Consider the following 15902-nt stretch of genomic DNA (forward strand, 5'->3'; position numbering starts at 1 on the left):
GTGATGCAGTGGGCGTTTCCGCTCGCACTATGCCCAGTACCTCGGTTACGAGGTTGAAGGAGCGAAGTGTGCGCGTCCGACTGGTCGCCTGAGGCGACCGCCTGGCCGTGGCTGAAGAACGCACCGGCGATAACGCCGTCACTGGCGTCGCGGACGAGTTGAGGCCCCGTCTTGCGTAGGTGCTTGAAGGCGAGCCGTCACGTTGGAGCCTCGCCCGTCTAACGCTCGATCCGATCCTAATCGCCACCCACTGATTCATGATGGGTTGGTGGCTTATGCGGCTCGACGCCGGCAGTCATAGCAAGGTGGGACGGTCGTGCAACCTGCCTTGTGCAGGTACCGGCAGTCAGCATGGGTGAGGTGGATCACCAATCCCCGCCCTGACACGTCATGCCCCGGATGTGTCTCGTGCCCAGTTGATGACGCTGAACTGGGTGCGAGGCACATCGCCAAATCGCCGCTGTGGAGCGCCCAAGGCGGTAACCGCAGCGTGACGGTGGCGTTCTTCGTTTCCATGTCGACCTCAACCCGCTCGACGAAAGCCTTTAGGACGTTGCGAAGGGTGGCGGCGGGGAGGTTGACCAGTTGGGCGTCGAGGCCGCTGAGGCGCTCGATGACACGGTCAGCCAGTTCTTCGGGGGTCGAATCCACATCCACAATTTCCAACGCACGGGTCAGTTCGGCGATGCGATGCTCAAGGGCGCGAGCCTGGGCGTTCAGGCCCTTCAACACGGGCTTGGCATCCGCCAGGTCGGCATCGTCAAAGGTCTGAAAGATCAACTGCACGCGTTTGGCGATCGCATCCCGCTCCCGCTGGGCTTCGGCCAGTTGCCTTCGGCTGGCATCGGTGGAGGGGCGATCGGTGATGGCTTGCAGGACCCGATCACGCAGCATTGGCGCATCGAGCGGGACCTCGCGCATCAAGGCGACGACCGCCTTCTCCAGCGCTTCGGCGGGGATGAGCCGATTCAGGATCGAACCCTTGCGGTAGTTGGCGTTGCCCTTGCGATGACGGTAGTAGCGCTTCCGATGCTTCTCGTTGCCGCACATCACGCCGCTGAGGTCCTCGCCGTCTTGTGCAGCGAACAGCAGGCCGGTCAGGATGTAGGGGCTGTCCTTGTGTTTGTTCGTGGATCGCTTCTGGCAAGTGGGATCATTGCGCCGCTGCCACCGCTCCAGCAATACGTTCTCGATCTCCTGCCTCGCCTTCGTGACGAGCGGTTCGGGCAGGAAGCCCTTCATCAGCGGCTGTTCCTGCCACAACCACTCCGCCGGCGGGCGATGCTGCTTGGGCGCGACGTGGCAGTTGGCCAAGGTCTTGGCGTCCAAGTCGACCGCCTCGGGATGCTGTTCGCCGCGACGGTAGTAGATGCCCTGACTGATCCGCTGGCCGAGCGCAACGCCGCAGTAGATCGGGTTTTCGTAGATCGACTCGACCTGACGCTGGCTCCAGCCCTTGCCTGTCGGCGAGAGGATGCCACGACGGTTGAGCAGGTCAGCGATGCGTTTTCCGCCCCAGTGCTGGTTGTAGTGCAGATCGAAGATTTCGCGGACGACCTCGGTCTTCGCCTGCTCGCCGGACACGATCAGGACCTGTTCATCCTTCTGCTTGCGGTAGTGGCCTTTCACGCCGCCGCCAGCTCGGCCGAGCGTGTCGATGATCTCTTTCGTGTCATGGGTCAATTTATGTTGCCGCCCATCCGCGAGATTGCGGATGACGAACGATGGCTTGCCATCGCTGGTCAGGTAAAGGCGATCACAGCCATAGGGCGTGCGTGAGGTGACGCAGTTTCTGCCTTGCTTGAAGGCATGCATCATGCCTTGCACCGACCGTTGCCCGATGGAGCGAGCCTGTTCGCGGGCGGCGTCATACTTGGCAGTGGCTCCGGGCGGAGGGCGAGCGGCTGGGCATGGTGCTCGTCGACGAGATTATTCTCAAGGGCGTCAGCGGCTCACTGCCTGGCAAGCGAGACGATCTGCCACAACTGCTTGAGCGTAAACGCTCGGCGGATGATTACGATGTACTGCTCGTTCAACGATTGGATCGGCTGACGCGCGGCGGCACCAGCCACGGCTTCTGGATCGATCATGAATTCGAGAAGGCGGGGATTACGATTCTCGCCACCGGCGACGATCTTCCAGAGGATGGCCGCACATCGAGGCGAACACGTGGCGAAAGGTGTGCAGTTTGTATTTCGTGGGGTCGTTGAACCCGCACCGTTTGCACAGCCGCTTGAGTGACAGCAACAGCCGTCGTTCGCTGATCGGGCCGCCGCCGGCCGGATGCTTGGGGGAAGGGCGCGCTGTGAAGACCCGCTCGAACTTGCGCTCAACGGTGTCCAGGTAAGGCTTGAGGGCCGGGTTGAGCGGGATGCGACGCACACCTCGGTTCTTTGTCGTGCCGCCTGAACCGCCGCGCCGAACCACCACCACGCCATGCTCGCCGGCGTCGAAGAGGATGTCGGACCAGCGGAGTTCACGTACCTCGCCGATGCGCAGGCCGAGATAAGCCATGGTGGCGTAAATCGCCGCCTCATGCGGGTCCGCTTCCCGCAGCAAGATGGACACTTGATCCGGCGTGAAGCAGGGCTGCTCGGTCGGGGCCGGTTCGCTGAGGCTGACGCCGACCAGCGGGTTCTCAGCCAGCAGCTTTTGCTTGTGCGCCCACTTGAACGCTTGCTTGATCAGGATGAGCCGGTCGTATCGTGTTTTTTCGCTGGCGCCGTTGTCCGCCAGCCATCGGTTGTAGCGCCAGAAATCGTCGGCGGTGAAGCTGGTTGCTGATCGCCGGCCGACCGTGGTCGACCACGCCACCAGCGACAGCAGCCCGGCTTCATACTTCTGAACCGTCTTCGGCGCTCGGCCTTCCCCTCGCTTGAGGTCGAGGTACTTCTCTCGCATCTCTGCGATGGTGAGCGCGTACTTCTTTGGTTTCACCTCGCCAGCCCGAATCCGCTCGCAGATCGCAAACGCTTTCCGCACGGCCGCATCCTTGCGGCGGGTCTTGAGCGCCTCGTACTGGTGCCTGCCTTCGTACGACCACTGGGCAGTCCACGTGTTGCTGACATACCGGCTGCCGTCGGCCCTGCGGTAGACCCGCCGGCCGATGGTGATGCGGGGCACCGTTCCCTCACAGACATGGCGGTCGGCGAGCTTCATCGCTGGCGTGTCTCCTTGCGGGCAGAGTCGGCGGATGCGTCCTTGGCCGGTTCCTCGAAGGGCTTGGCCGAGCGGCGAGGCGAGGTGGCGTTGTTGGCGATCTCCAGCACGAACCGATCGCGCCAGAACCGCAGCGGTCGAGCACGAATCGCGCTGTCGGGGAAGCGGTCCTGACTGACCAGCTTCTTCAGCGATCCGGGCGTGTAATGGCTGAGCTTCGCAGCCTGCTCCAGCGACAGGATGGGTGGAAACTGATCGGCGAGTGGAGCGAGGGCCGCCGCCACCTCCTCGATGGTGAGCGGACCGGAGGGCGGGGATGCGGGTGACGACGGTCGGGTGTGCTGCTTGTTCATAACCCGTTTTTCGACGGGGATGCGTAGAACGGCCACCGGTACACGAAATTACCGTGACGACTGGAAGGTGGAGATGGGCAAGGCGGGGACCGCATCCCCCGCGCCCCCCGAACTTAGGCCCTTTGGGGACCATTTGGGGACAGTGCGGTCCCGCGGGTGGGGGCGATGTGCAATAAAAATGGTCCGTAGACGCTTTTGCGTTCATACGGACCATTTAAGCGGAGAGGGCGGGATTCGAACCCGCGGTACGGACAAGCCGTACACAGCATTTCCAGTGCTGCACCTTCAGCCACTCGGTCACCTCTCCAAAACGGGTAGTGTGGCCATTTTAGGCTCGTATCGTAGACGTTCCGGGGAGTTTGTAAAGCTGATTAACTTGCCGGGAGCGGTAAGGAAATTGACACTATCTATGTAATGCAGAGTTGCGGCGGCAGAGCCCGTGGGCTTAGGGAGGTGAACTCTATTTCAATAGAGGTGGCGGGCTTGCTGTCAGCGGACTTTACCAGGCCGATCGCTTGTTCCAGACTCTTGAAAGGGAAAATCTGTTGAACATTGACAAAATACACAGTTTTATCTGGTGTTGATGTCTGAACATGCTATGCTCTGGCAGTTGCCTGTGGTCGCTGATCCCTTCTGCTGGCGTTCGACGTTTCCGCTCAACCGCATTGACGTCGTTTTGATGCCGGGCAATGTGCCCGGCTTTTTCAGGTCCGTGACACGATCGAGATTCCCGCATTTTGAGAACCATACCTGTTCGAAGCGAGACACCCGACGGTCACTCTGTTCGGAGTTTCGCATGAAGATTTACGTTGGCAACATGTCCTTTACCAGCACCGAGGAAAGCCTCGAAGGTTTGTTCAGCAACTATGGCCAGGTCAGTGAAGTGGCTGTGGTGATGGACCGCGACACAGGTCGGCCACGCGGCTTTGCCTTTGTCACGATGGCGGACGATGGCGAAGCGAAAGCGGCCATCGAAGCGCTCAACGGCCAGGAGTTCGAAGGCCGAAGCCTGAACGTCAACGAAGCTCGGCCGCGTGAAGCGGGCGGCGGCGGCGGCGGCTATCGTGGCGGCGGTGGTGGTGGCGGCAACCGCGGCGGTGGCGGCAACCGTGGCGGTGGCGGCGGCGGACGCTGGTAAGCAAACCGCTTAACACTTGAAGTTAAAGAGCCCCGGCCACATGCGTGGTCGGGGCTCTTTTTTGTTGGTGTAATGCCGTTTTGCCGTCAGTCTCGGGTGGGTCGAGCACCCACGGATGCAATCCGTGGGCTTCGACGGTTAATTGGTGAGCCCGAGGTTGACGGGAAATCTGTGCGACGTCTTTGTCGCATGCGCTGCGGATCGCATCGCATGCGAGTTATGTGTGACGATCAGTTGATTTCAACATTGTCGGCTTACGAGCCGGCGTGTCCGCCGCTGTTACCTCGACCACCACGTCGGCGGCGCGGCTTGGAGGCTGCGGTGTGGCCGCCGTCTGCCTTGCCGCCGCGTGCGGCCGCTCGGGGACGACGCGGTCGATCGCTGCCGCCTGCGTTCGCGTTGCGGTTGCGGGCGGGGCGACGTCGCGATCGGTTGCCGCCGGTGGATGACAATGGGGATTGGATCATGCCCGCCATCATCGACTGTTCTGTCTCGGTGTAATCCGGGCAGTCGGTGCGGACGGCGATGTTCTTACGGATCAACTGCTGAATGGCGAGCAGGTTGCCCCGCTCGTCGTGATCACAGAACGAGATGGCGGCCCCGGACGCTCCCGCGCGGGCGGTACGGCCGATGCGGTGTACATATGTCTCTGGCTCGTGGGTCAGGTCATAGTTGATCACATGACTGATGCCGTCGACGTCAATGCCGCGTGCGGCGATGTCGGTGGCGACGAGCACGTTCGTTCGGCCGAGTGTGAAGTTCTTCAACGCCCGCTCGCGTGCGTTTTGTGTCTTGTTGCCGTGGATCGCTTCGGCAGGCAGGCTTTGCGTGCGAAGCTGCTTGACCACGCGGTCCGCGCCGTGCTTCGTGCGGGTGAAGACGATGGCTCGGCTGATGCTGGTTTCTCCCAGCAGGTGAGCGAGCAGGGTGGGCTTGTTCTTCCGCGTGACGAAGTAGACGGACTGGTCGATGGCGTCGACCGTTGGCTTCTCGGGCGTCACTTCCACGGTGGCGGGGTCGGACAGCAGGGTGTCCGCCAAGTGACGGATTTCGCGCGGCATGGTGGCGGAGAACAGCAGTGTCTGCCGCTTTTTGGGCAGGTGTTCGACGATGCGCTGGATGTCGCGGATGAAGCCCATGTCGAGCATGCGGTCGGCTTCGTCGAGGACGAGCATCTCAATGGCGCTGAGATCGACGTGGCCTTGGCCCATCAGGTCTTGCAGTCGGCCGGGGGTGGCGACGATGACGTCGACGCCGCGGCGCAACGCCTTGACCTGTGGGTTCTGGTTCACACCGCCGAAGATGACTGTGCCGTTGATCGACAGGTGCTGGCCGTAGGTGACAAAGCTGTCGGCGATCTGGCGGACGAGTTCGCGCGTCGGGCCGAGCACGAGGCAGCGAGGCCGCTTCGTTTTGCCCTTGGGCGGCGATGATTCGGACAAGCGGTGCAATGCGGGCAGCGCGAACGCGGCCGTCTTGCCTGTGCCTGTCTGGGCGCTGCCGAGCACGTCACGGCCGTCGAGGACGTGCGGGATCGTACCAGCTTGAATGGGAGTAGCGACGCTGTAGCCTTCACTGGCGACAGTACGGAGGATCGGCTCGTTGAGCCGAAGGTCCACAAACTTCATCTTTTTGAGTCCTTCGAGGATGCACACCGCAACGGGATCGGCGGGTGCCGAAGGACAACCGGTCGATGCGCCACAACTGGGCTCTGAGTTAGATCGGGGTTTGCCGTGAGGCGGAAGATCAATCCAGGCGGGCAGTTGAGTCCGGGAGTATAGCAGCTTCTACTGTCAAAAGCGAGTCGGCAGGAAATTTTGCCAAAACCGGCTGTCAGATGGTGTCGGGGTTGTCGGCCGCGGCCGATTCCGGCTGCTTGGGTGCGGCGTAGTCCGTGTGTTCGAAACACTCGGCGAGGATGGCCTGCTCGACGTAGCCGCGGCGCGGGGCCTGGGCGGGGACGCGGATGATCAGGTGCACTTCGCCGGCGGAGGGGATCTGCATCGTCACCCGCGGCTCGACGCTGGGCGTGTCGAGTCCCTGCTGCTCGCTGATGCGCTTCATGTGGCGGCGAACTTCGGGCAGGTAGGGGTCGCATTGATGCTTCGCGGCCGCGAGCAGCGCCCGCTGGGCGGTGCGCCAGTCGTCTTCCCGTTTGAATGGCACGGTGAATACGTGCAGGACGAAGTCGTGCGTGTAGCTTTCGTTGATTACCGGCTCGGAGACGAACAGAGCGTTGGGGATGACGACGACGCGGCCGGTGCGCTGGTGTGTGAGCTTGCCGGGGCCGATCTCCATGATGGTGGTGGCGAGCAGGTTCTGGTCGATCACATCGCCGCGGATGTCTTTGATCTGGATGCGGTCGCCGATGGTGAACGAGCGGGCGCCGGTTTTCAGCACTGAACCGCTGACGCAGAGGATCAGTTCCTTGGTGGCGACGACAAAGGCGACCGCGATGGCCACCACGGACAGTGCGAGGGTGCGCAGCTCTGAGCCCCAGATGATCACGAGCCCCAGCAGCAGGAGCAGCAGCAGGCCGTTGCGTGTCTGCACCAGCCAGCGGCGGCGCAGGTCGTGCGAGGCGACACCGCGCTTGATGGCGCGGCCGACGGCGGCTCGTGCGATCACGACCACCAGCACGAGCAGGGCAGTGCTGACCAATGCCTCCAGCCAATCGCTCATGAACGGCTGCACGGTGGTGGGATCAGATGTCGCGGCGGGATCGAACATGCCCGTCATCATAACCGAGCGAAGACGGGGGATTCGACCGCGCGACCAGTGATCGGGTTTGGCGCAGGCGGTGGGGCGACTAACCTATTAGCTTGCTTGCTGGCTGGAATGAACCGAGAAAGTAGATCGACCATGCGTCAAACGCTTCTGCTGCCGATGATGTTGTTGTTTCTTCTGGTGGTCTTATGGCTGCCCGGCGGATCGGCCGTCGCACAGGCGGACGAGGCGGGCCCGGCAGGGGATGCGGTCGCTGCCGATGCGTCGGCCGACGATGCTTCGTCCGGCTGGCCGGAGCCGCCGGCACCTTCGCCGCGGCCGGATGCGGCGAGGATGGCGCTGGATCTCAGTTCGCCGCGTGCAACGTTGCTGCGGACTTACTTCCCCGCGATTAATCGCATCAATCGCGAAGAGGGCGACCTCGACGAAGCATGGCGGCATGTGCTGGCGACGATGCAGTGGCAGGATGTGATGAGCGAAGAAGGAGCGCGGCTGGCGGCGAAACGGCTGCTGGACGTGTTCGATCGGCTGGGCGAGATTCGCGATGATGATCTGCCAGGTGAGCGTGATCTGGCGGACGTTGACATCAACCGCTTCATCTTTTTCCCGCATCCCGTGCGTCACGTGTGGGTGTGGGAATCGCTGGAGCGGTTTGATCGTTGGCCGGATGGTCAGATCGTGTTCGTGCGGACGAATGCGGGCTGGCAGTTTTCCGCCGAGACGGTGGCGGGCATTGAGGCGTTGGCGCAGAGCATGGCCCCTTTGCCGCCGCGTCATCTTGCGCCGCAGGTGCACGCGACCGAGCAATTTATGAATGTGCTCGGGCCCACGTTCCACCAGACGCCTTACTGGGGTTGGCTTGTATTGTTGGGCGGTATTTTTGCCGGTCTCGTGGCGGGCAAGCTGGTCAGTGCGGCTTTACGCCGGGCGGGGGATCGACTGGAGCAACGCGGTTGGCCGGCGCGGGCTTTGCTGTTTCAAGACGTGGCGAGCCCGGCGAGCCTGGCATTGTTCGGGCTCGGCCTGGCGATGGGGCTGGAAGCGTTGGTGCTGACGGAAGAACTCACGGAGCTTCGTGGGCAGGTGTTTCAGTTCCTCTACCTGTTCGCGCTGGGCTGGTTCCTGTTCAACCTGGTGAACATCATTGAGGTTGCGCTCCGCCGGGCGACGGAACGCACGAGCGGCATGCTTGACGACATTGTCGTGACGCTCATCCGCAGGGCATTGCGCATTTTTCTTGTGGTGATGTTTGCCCTGGTCGTGGCGGAGAACGTGTTCGACCTGAACGTAACCGCGTGGATTGCCGGCTTCGGCATCGTGGGTTTGGGCATCTCGCTCGCTGCGCAGGATTCGATCCGCAACCTCTTCGGCTCAATCACCGTGCTTCTCGACAAACCATTCAAGGTGGGCGACTTCATCACGTTCGATGGCCAGTCCGGCGGTGTGGAATCGATCGGCTTCCGCTCGACACGCATGCGCCTGCTTACCGGGCATTTGCTCACCATCCCCAACGCCCGGTTCATTGATTCGAACGTTGAGAACATCACGGCTCGGCCGGCAATTCGTCGGCATATGAACATCTCGATCACTTACGACACGCCAACCGAGAAGCTCGAAGAAGCAGTCCAGATCGTCAAGGACATTCTCAATAGCGAGGAAGTGGTGGAGGAAGGGCGATTCGACATGGAAAAATCGCCACCGCGAGCTGCGTTTGATGCGTTGAACGCCGACAACCTGAACATCACCGCGCTTTATTGGTACCAGATTGCGGGTGATCCGGATCGCGGCTTTTTCACTTACATCAACCACTGTCAGCTTGTGAACATCAAGCTCATCACCGCTTTCCGCGAAGCGGGAATCGACTTCGCCTTCCCGACGCAGACGCTTTACCTCGCGGGCGACCAGGACCGGGAGCTTTCCGTGCGAATGCTGCGTGATGACCCCTCATCCAACGGGGCCTCGACGGAGCCACAGCCAAGGCCAAGCTGACGACGGGGACGCAGGGTTGCAGTGGCGGTGGCAAGGCCGATCGGCCATAAACAATACCTGCTCTGGGAACTGCGGACGCAGCTGCCAGAGCAGGTATTGTTGCAAGATCAAATTTTACAGCGAGCTCGTTTGGCCGTCGCCTCAGGCGGTCCAGCCTTCCTTGAAGGTGGCGATGGATTTCTTGAGCTTCTCTTCGAGTTCGCCCTTGAGCGACTTCTTCGCGACCAGTTCGTCACGCAGATCCTTGGCCGGGCCTTGGAAATGCTTGAGCAGAGCGTCGGCGAAGGGGTGAACCTGGTCGTTGGCCAGGTCGTCGAGGAAGCCGCGCGAGCCGGCGAAGATCTGGAGCACCTGGTCGATGACCTCGGTGGGCTGATACTGTGGCTGCTTGAGCAGTTCGACCATGCGCTGGCCGCGGTCGAGCTGACGCTGCGTGGCCTTGTCGAGCTCGGTGCCGATTTGGGCGAAGGCTTCCAACTCGCGGAAGGCGGCGAGGTCGAGGCGGAGCGAGCCGGCCACTTCCTTCATTGCCTTGATCTGAGCGGAGCCACCCACGCGGGAGACGGAGATGCCGACGTTGATGGCCGGCCTGACGCCCGCGAAGAACAGGTCGGGTTCGAGGTAGATCTGACCGTCGGTGATGGAGATCACGTTGGTCGGGATGTACGCCGAGACGTCGCCTTCCTGCGTTTCAATGATGGGCAGGGCAGTCAGGCTGCCGCCGCCGTTGTCATCACTGAGCTTGGTGGCGCGTTCGAGCAGTCGGCTGTGCAGGTAGAACACGTCACCGGGGTAGGCCTCACGGCCGGGCGGGCGACGCAGCAGCAGCGAGAGCTGGCGATACGACGCGGCCTGCTTGGAGAGGTCGTCGTAGACGCAGAGCACGTGCTTGCCTTGCCACATGAAGTATTCGCCCATCGCGCAGCCGGCGTAGGGGGCGATGTACTGCATCGGGGCCGGATCGGAACTGGCGGCGTTGACGACGATGGTGTAATCCATCGCGCCGTTTTCACGCAGGGCTTCGACCACGCCGGCGACGGTGGATTCTTTCTGGCCGACGGCGACGTAGATGCAGATGACTTCGTCGTCCGTGCCGACGAACTGCTTTTGGTTGATGATCGCGTCGACAGCGACGGCGGTCTTGCCGGTCTTGCGGTCGCCGATGATCAGCTCGCGCTGGCCGCGGCCGATCGGGATCATGGAGTCGACGGCCTTGACGCCGGTCTGCAGCGGCTGGGTGACCGGCTGCCGGTCGGCGATGCCGGGAGCGATGATGTCGACCTTGCGCGACTCGGTGTTCTGGAGCGGGCCCTTGCCGTCGATCGGCTGGCCGAGGCCGTTGACCACGCGGCCGAGCAGTTGCTCGCCGACGGGCACGGACAGCAGTTCGCCGGTGGAGCGAACAGTCGTGCCTTCGTGGATTTTCAGGTAGTCGCCGAAGATAACCGCGCCGACGATGTCCTGTTCGAGGTTCATGACTTGGCCGAGGACGGATTCGCCTTCGGTGGTTTCGAACTCGAGCATTTCGCCGGCCATGGCTTCGGAGAGGCCGTGCACGCGGGCGATGCCGTCGCCGACCTCGATGACGCTGCCGGTCTGTGCGACTTCGAGTTGCGTCGAGAATCGCTCGACTTCCTGCTTAATGACGCTTGTGATTTCGTCGGTTTTGATTTTCATGGCTATGGTCCGGTGTCGTAAGGCGCAGGCAGTGCAGCTTAAGCTGCACTGCCTTGCGGGGGTTAGTCGTTGGTCCGTTGACGGGCTTTTTCCCGTCCCGCGTTGATCATGTTCTGCTTGAGCAGCCGAAGCTGCGTGGCGACGCTGCCGTCGATGACCTTGTCGCCGACGCGGAGCTTGATGCCGCCGATGAGCGATTCGTCGACGTACTGGTGCAGCACGATTTCTTTGTTCAGGTGCTTGCCGATGGTAGCGGCGACGTCGGCGGCCTGGGCGTCGTCCATGCGGGCGGCGACGAAGGCGTCGACTTCGACGATGCCGCGCTTCTCCGCGATGAGGTCGCTGAACGCCTGCACGATGCCCGGCAGCGCGTTGAGCCGACCCTTGCGGTTGACTACCTGGAGGAAGCGGTAGAGCAGGTCGGAGACATTGCCATTGAACAGGCGTTCGATCATCGCGCTGCGCTCAGCCTCGGCGAGCGTTCGGCTACTGAGCAGGCGGCCGAGGTCGGGCTGGTCGGTGATCAGCGTGCCGAGTTCGTCGACTTCGCCGGCCAGCGCGTCGAGCGCGCTTTGGGCTTCGCCCATCTCGAACAGCGCCTGGGCGTAGGCCCGGTCGACGGCGTTGGTTTTGGTGGTGGTCGTCATGTTGAAGTCTCTGTCGTTCCAAGCCGCGGATTCGTGGCATGAAGCCTGGGGGCGACCGGCGATCCGGCCCTTCGTCGCGTTGCTCCTCAGGGCTCGGCTTGGGGGGATGGTCAGTTCACACCTGTTGCGTTTCGCCAAGCTTGCTCAGCGACTGCTCAACAAGAGCACGCTGGTCGTCGGCACTCAGCTCGCGGCGGAGGATCTGGCCCGCCACGTCGGTGGCGATGGTGGCGGTCTGCTCGTAGAGCTCGGCGATGGCCTGCTCCTTGGCGGCGGCGATGTCGCGCTCGGCCCGCTGACGCATCTGGGCAAGCTCTTTCTGAGCCTCGTCCTTGATCTGAGCGGCGGCGCGGCTGGCCTCGGTGCGGCTCTGGTCGATCATGTGCTGGGCTTCTTTGCGAGCCTCGGCGAGCTGGGCTTTGTACTGCTCGAGCGTCTGCTGTGCGTCGACGTTGGCCTTCTCGGCACGCTTGAGGTCGGACTGGATCTTCAGCTCGCGCTCCTGGAGACCTTTGAGGATCGCCGGCCAGACGAACTTGATGAGGATCGCCAGCAGGCCGAGGAACACAATCAGCGTCCAGATGTACTCGCCAGGATCCCAGTCGAGCAGGCCCGGGGAGCCGGCCTCCGCGGCTTCAATGACTTCCTGCGCGAAAGCCGGGGCGGTGAGAGCCAGAGCGGCGGTTGTGGTGATGCCGAATCGCCAGATTGTGTTCATGCGTCTTACCTCGTTGCAGGCTTCATGGTATCGCTGGGCTTGTCCATGAGGCTGGTGGTGTTGAATCGTGTGTCGTAAAGCGAAACAGAGCGGGTAGGCTCTGCTCCGCGAAAGTCGGTCTGTCTGGTTACAGCGTAAAGGCGATAACCAGCAGCAGCACCATCGAGATCACGGCAATACCTTCGATCAGCGCGGCGGCGATGATCATGTTCGTGCCGATCGGACCGCCGGCTTCGGGCTGACGGGCGATGGACTGCACGGCGTTGGAGCCGATGTTGCCGATGCCCTTGGCAGCACCGAGGATCGTCAGGCCGAAGCCCAATGCGACGCCGAGGATGGCCAAGCCCTGGTTGCCGATGAGCTGCCAGGCTTCTTGTGCGAGAATAAGACTCATACCCATTTCGATAGCTCCTAAAAGTGAAACGTGTTGTCGCCGACGAGGTTTTTAGTGTGCACGGGGCCGTCGGCTGCCCTGTGCGTAGTTTGTTGTGATCAGGCGTGTGCTTCCGCAGCGACGGGCTCAACGCCATGTTCAAGTTCGTCGTCGTGGTCGTGATGTTCATCGTGCTCGTGGTGCGCGGCACCGGCCGCGATGAACAAGGTGGTCAGGAACGTGAAAATAAACGCCTGCAGCAGGGCGATGAACAGTTCGAGAATGCTCAGGCCCAGTGTCAGCAGGACCATGCCGACGCCCACGATGTAGCTGCCGAAGAGGAAGATCATGCCCAGCATGACGCCGATGACCAGGTGGCCGCCGACCATGACGCCGAACAGACGCATGGCGAGCACGCCGCACTTGACCAGCAGGCCGATGATTTCCAACGCCACCAGCAGCAGGGCGACCGGGGCCATGCCGATCGGCTTGAACGGCACGGGGGCGAAGTGGGCGAAATACTTGGTGCCCTGTTCGCGAATGCCGATGCCGATGATGGCGACCAATGACACACTGGCCAGCGCGCTGGTGACGGCGATGTTGCCCGTGCTTGTCCCCCACCAGTGGGCGTACCAGCCGTGGTACTGGGGAATACTAATGCCCATGCCGTTGAGGGCGAAGGCGATCCCGCCAACGATCGAGCCGATCGGAATCATGCCCAGCAGGTTGCTGAACATGATGAAGAAGAAAACGGTCCAGATGTAGGGGATGTAGCGGTCGGTCATCCCGCCGAGTTGCGGCTTGACGACATTGTCGCGAATGAACTGGCAGATGGTCTCGAAGAACTGGGCGAATTTGCCGTCCGTCGTGTAATCGTCCAGGCTTTTGGTCGTGCCTGTGCGGGTTTGCCGGGCGGTGTAGGCGAACACGACATACACAAGCACGGAGGCGGTGAGCACCATGAACATATGGTTCGTGAAGCTGATGCCCAAGCCGGGAATCTCGAACAGCGTGTACGGCAGGACGTGGCCCATGGCGCGGTCCATCATCTCGTCGCTGGCCAGAATGAGCGTTACCATCGGGCTTAGCACGGTTGTTTCTCCAAGGCATTACGCGTCGGGTCGTGGTCGTTGGCTTCGTGCGAGGCCTGCCGATGGTCCGGCGACGACACCGACTGGAAATAGCGGGCCAAAAGTCGCACTTCCGTGGCCAGCAGCAGGGCATACCACCCCAGCGTCCAGAGCCCGGTGGCGGCGCGATCAAAGCTGAACACGAAAATCAGAAAAACCAAGCCCAACAGGGTAAAAACGAGGCGAATCCCCGTACCCAGCAAGGCGAGTAGCATGGCGGTTTCCAGCGGTGACCGGCGGGCCATCCGCATCGGCACAAGAGCGAGCACCCCAGCGGTCATCGCCACCGCCGCGGCGGCCAGCGCGGGAGCAATCTGCTGCGTGGCCCCCAACGCAATCAGCACGCCGACCGCCAACACGACGCACGCGACCATCGCCGTGAGCATCGTGGTGATGCTCCGAGCGACCGGAAAGGCGGGTGCGGTGGGCGTTTCAGCGTTCATTTGTGTGTATCGTTGTTTTTGTCGCCGCTACGTCGAGTATCAAACTGCTTGTTGGCCTTGAGGGCTTGCTTGATGAACAGGTACATCCCGCCGACGAACCCGATGGCCGTGCCCGCGAGCACGCCCCAGGGCCCCGTGGCGAACTGCCTGTCCACCCAGTATCCGGCCAGTGCCAGCACGACCACGGCCCCGGCCAACTCAAGGCCGATGTGGGCCATCTGCCACTGGTTCGGCTGTTCGGATCGCGGCATCGGCTCGCCTTTCGCGCTGAGACGACCGGCAGAACCGATAGCCTAGGAGCTTGCCCGGCAAGCGTCAAACACTGGTGACAGACGCCGTGCAACATGCAAGTCGGCCGCCAATAAACACTTACGCCTCGGTCAACCCACTTGGTCGACTTTTACTCGAGCGCGGCCGTGCCGCCGATGATCTCGGTCAGCTCCGTGGTGATCGCGTTCTGGCGGGCACGGTTGAAGCTGCGCTGGAGGCTCTTTTTCATCTTGCCTGCCGCGTCGGTGGCCGCTTTCATCGCGACCATGCGGGCGAGCTGCTCGCTGACCACCGCTTCGTTGAAGCACTGGAACAACGTGGTCTTGACCGTGATCGGCAGCAGGTCAGCCAGCAGTTGCTCGGGGTCGGGCGAGAAGTCGTATTCGATGTTACGGCTGGAACCACCAGAGGTTGCGGCCGTCCCCGGCTGTCCCTCGTCTCCCGTGGGGCTTTCCAGCGGAAGTAGGCGAATGATGCGCGGCGTCTGTCGGCTCATCGACTCGAAGGCGGTGTAAGCGACGTGCACCGACTTGTATTCGCCAGCGGTGAACGCGTCCATGTACCGCTCCGCCAGGGCGTCGACGTCCTCATACTTCGGCGTTTCGCCAAAGTGGCTGTGGAACCGGGCCAGCGGCACGCCGGTGAACTTGAAAAAGCCCACCGCTTTTTTGCCGACGGCCTCGATATCGAGGTTTTCGATGCCGCGCTCGCGGATAAATTGCGTCGATCGACGGAGCATGTTGGCGTTGTACGCGCCGCAAAGCCCCCGGCTGGAGGTGATTACCAGCAGCAGCGACTTCTCGCTCGCGCCCTCGGCGGGGCTGAGCAGCGGGTGTGCCACGCTCCCTTCGCTGCCGAGGCTGCTGCTCAGTTCGCCGACGATCTCGGCGATCTTGCGCGTGTATGCCTGCGCGGAGGTGGCCCGTTTTTGCATCGCCTGGAAGCGGGCGGTCGCAATCATCTGCATCGTCTTGGTGATGCGCTGAATATTGCCGACTGCCTTGATCCGGCCCTTGATTTCGCGTCCTTTGCCAGCCATAGACGGGTTATCATAACGCCTGCTTCGTCAGGGGCAATTCGAGGGGGTGGGGGAGGTTCCTGGTTTACGGTTTCTCGTTTCTGGGTGGGGAGTGGCTCTCCAAGCCGAGCCCTGAGCGCGTCCGCGAGTAAAGGGCCGGAGCGGGCGTTATTTCTAATTGCTAATCGCTGATTGAGGAATGCATCGGCGAAGCTTCCCCAGTTTCCCCTCGACCATGGCATTCACAACGCCCGCCGCTT

The 15902-nt window shown here is 62.3% G+C and carries 16 protein-coding genes and 1 tRNA gene; 3 read left to right on the forward strand and 14 right to left on the reverse strand.

What is annotated here, in order from left to right; genetic code table 11:
* Window positions 1-273 precede the first annotated feature (273 nt).
* Window positions 274-1818: a recombinase family protein gene (locus ACERK3_11810; protein MFA9478971.1), complete on the reverse strand. Its 1545-nt coding sequence runs from the start codon at window positions 1816-1818 to the stop codon at window positions 274-276.
* Window positions 1819-1910: 92 nt separating this feature from the next.
* On the opposite strand from ACERK3_11810, the gene ACERK3_11815 reads away from it, so the two are divergent.
* The gene (locus ACERK3_11815) at window positions 1911-2210 is read left to right on the forward strand and encodes a recombinase family protein (GenBank protein MFA9478972.1); all 300 of its coding nucleotides are present in this window, start codon (window positions 1911-1913) and stop codon (window positions 2208-2210) included.
* On the opposite strand, the gene ACERK3_11820 is transcribed toward ACERK3_11815, so the two are convergent.
* From ACERK3_11820 to ACERK3_11830, 3 genes are all read right to left on the reverse strand, one after another.
* Entirely contained in the window at window positions 2110-3159 is a 1050-nt protein-coding gene (locus ACERK3_11820) for a tyrosine-type recombinase/integrase (GenBank protein MFA9478973.1), read from the reverse strand. The genes ACERK3_11815 and ACERK3_11820 overlap by 101 nt on opposite strands.
* Entirely contained in the window at window positions 3156-3512 is a 357-nt protein-coding gene (locus tag ACERK3_11825; protein MFA9478974.1) for a hypothetical protein, read from the reverse strand. The genes ACERK3_11820 and ACERK3_11825 overlap by 4 nt, the downstream gene beginning before the upstream one ends.
* A gap of 219 nt (window positions 3513-3731) precedes the next feature.
* Window positions 3732-3819 (reverse strand) — tRNA-Ser (locus tag ACERK3_11830).
* A 489-nt stretch (window positions 3820-4308) separates the two neighbouring features.
* Here ACERK3_11830 and ACERK3_11835 point away from each other — a divergent pair.
* Window positions 4309-4650: an RNA recognition motif domain-containing protein gene (locus ACERK3_11835; GenBank protein MFA9478975.1), complete on the forward strand. Its 342-nt coding sequence runs from the start codon at window positions 4309-4311 to the stop codon at window positions 4648-4650.
* A 254-nt stretch (window positions 4651-4904) separates the two neighbouring features.
* Here ACERK3_11835 and ACERK3_11840 read toward each other — a convergent pair whose 3' ends face one another.
* Complete coding sequence (locus tag ACERK3_11840; GenBank protein MFA9478976.1) at window positions 4905-6278, reverse strand: DEAD/DEAH box helicase; 1374 nt, start codon at window positions 6276-6278, stop codon at window positions 4905-4907.
* Between the two features lie 205 nt (window positions 6279-6483).
* A complete protein-coding gene (locus ACERK3_11845; GenBank protein MFA9478977.1) occupies window positions 6484-7380 on the reverse strand; it encodes a mechanosensitive ion channel domain-containing protein in 897 nt (298 codons plus the stop codon).
* 132 nt (window positions 7381-7512) lie between these two features.
* On the opposite strand from ACERK3_11845, the gene ACERK3_11850 reads away from it, so the two are divergent.
* On the forward strand, window positions 7513-9366 hold the full coding sequence (locus ACERK3_11850; protein ID MFA9478978.1) for a mechanosensitive ion channel domain-containing protein: 1854 nt from the start codon (window positions 7513-7515) through the stop codon (window positions 9364-9366).
* 141 nt (window positions 9367-9507) lie between these two features.
* Here ACERK3_11850 and atpA read toward each other — a convergent pair whose 3' ends face one another.
* The 8 genes from atpA to atpG form a co-directional block, all read right to left on the reverse strand.
* Complete coding sequence (atpA, locus tag ACERK3_11855) at window positions 9508-11043, reverse strand: F0F1 ATP synthase subunit alpha (protein MFA9478979.1); 1536 nt, start codon at window positions 11041-11043, stop codon at window positions 9508-9510.
* Between the two features lie 62 nt (window positions 11044-11105).
* Window positions 11106-11690, reverse strand: a complete 585-nt coding sequence (gene atpH, locus ACERK3_11860; protein ID MFA9478980.1) for an ATP synthase F1 subunit delta — start codon at window positions 11688-11690, stop codon at window positions 11106-11108.
* A gap of 115 nt (window positions 11691-11805) precedes the next feature.
* Window positions 11806-12408 (reverse strand): F0F1 ATP synthase subunit B, encoded by a 603-nt coding sequence (gene atpF, locus ACERK3_11865; protein ID MFA9478981.1) that lies wholly within the window; start codon window positions 12406-12408, stop codon window positions 11806-11808.
* A gap of 127 nt (window positions 12409-12535) precedes the next feature.
* Window positions 12536-12808, reverse strand: a complete 273-nt coding sequence (gene atpE, locus ACERK3_11870) for an ATP synthase F0 subunit C (protein MFA9478982.1) — start codon at window positions 12806-12808, stop codon at window positions 12536-12538.
* A gap of 92 nt (window positions 12809-12900) precedes the next feature.
* Complete coding sequence (gene atpB / locus ACERK3_11875; GenBank protein MFA9478983.1) at window positions 12901-13872, reverse strand: F0F1 ATP synthase subunit A; 972 nt, start codon at window positions 13870-13872, stop codon at window positions 12901-12903.
* A complete protein-coding gene (locus tag ACERK3_11880) occupies window positions 13866-14354 on the reverse strand; it encodes a hypothetical protein (protein ID MFA9478984.1) in 489 nt (162 codons plus the stop codon). Before ACERK3_11880 ends, atpB begins: the two co-directional genes overlap by 7 nt.
* Window positions 14351-14605, reverse strand: coding sequence for an AtpZ/AtpI family protein (locus ACERK3_11885; protein ID MFA9478985.1), 255 nt, complete (start codon window positions 14603-14605; stop codon window positions 14351-14353). Before ACERK3_11885 ends, ACERK3_11880 begins: the two co-directional genes overlap by 4 nt.
* Before the next feature lie 149 nt (window positions 14606-14754).
* Window positions 14755-15663, reverse strand: coding sequence for an ATP synthase F1 subunit gamma (atpG, locus tag ACERK3_11890; GenBank protein MFA9478986.1), 909 nt, complete (start codon window positions 15661-15663; stop codon window positions 14755-14757).
* Window positions 15664-15902 lie beyond the last annotated feature (239 nt).

Source organism: Phycisphaerales bacterium AB-hyl4 (assembly GCA_041821185.1).
Taxonomy (GTDB): domain Bacteria; phylum Planctomycetota; class Phycisphaerae; order Phycisphaerales; family Phycisphaeraceae; genus Natronomicrosphaera; species Natronomicrosphaera hydrolytica.

Coding starts and splice junctions, on each gene's coding strand:
- ACERK3_11810 (MFA9478971.1), bottom strand. CDS start 1,818: ATGATGCATGCCTTCAAGCAAGGCAGAAACTGCGTCACCTCACGCACG.
- ACERK3_11815 (MFA9478972.1), top strand. CDS start 1,911: ATGGTGCTCGTCGACGAGATTATTCTCAAGGGCGTCAGCGGCTCACTG.
- ACERK3_11820 (MFA9478973.1), bottom strand. CDS start 3,159: ATGAAGCTCGCCGACCGCCATGTCTGTGAGGGAACGGTGCCCCGCATC.
- ACERK3_11825 (MFA9478974.1), bottom strand. CDS start 3,512: ATGAACAAGCAGCACACCCGACCGTCGTCACCCGCATCCCCGCCCTCC.
- ACERK3_11835 (MFA9478975.1), top strand. CDS start 4,309: ATGAAGATTTACGTTGGCAACATGTCCTTTACCAGCACCGAGGAAAGC.
- ACERK3_11840 (MFA9478976.1), bottom strand. CDS start 6,278: ATGAAGTTTGTGGACCTTCGGCTCAACGAGCCGATCCTCCGTACTGTC.
- ACERK3_11845 (MFA9478977.1), bottom strand. CDS start 7,380: ATGTTCGATCCCGCCGCGACATCTGATCCCACCACCGTGCAGCCGTTC.
- ACERK3_11850 (MFA9478978.1), top strand. CDS start 7,513: ATGCGTCAAACGCTTCTGCTGCCGATGATGTTGTTGTTTCTTCTGGTG.
- atpA (MFA9478979.1), bottom strand. CDS start 11,043: ATGAAAATCAAAACCGACGAAATCACAAGCGTCATTAAGCAGGAAGTC.
- atpH (MFA9478980.1), bottom strand. CDS start 11,690: ATGACGACCACCACCAAAACCAACGCCGTCGACCGGGCCTACGCCCAG.
- atpF (MFA9478981.1), bottom strand. CDS start 12,408: ATGAACACAATCTGGCGATTCGGCATCACCACAACCGCCGCTCTGGCT.
- atpE (MFA9478982.1), bottom strand. CDS start 12,808: ATGGGTATGAGTCTTATTCTCGCACAAGAAGCCTGGCAGCTCATCGGC.
- ACERK3_11880 (MFA9478984.1), bottom strand. CDS start 14,354: ATGAACGCTGAAACGCCCACCGCACCCGCCTTTCCGGTCGCTCGGAGC.
- ACERK3_11885 (MFA9478985.1), bottom strand. CDS start 14,605: ATGCCGCGATCCGAACAGCCGAACCAGTGGCAGATGGCCCACATCGGC.
- atpG (MFA9478986.1), bottom strand. CDS start 15,663: ATGGCTGGCAAAGGACGCGAAATCAAGGGCCGGATCAAGGCAGTCGGC.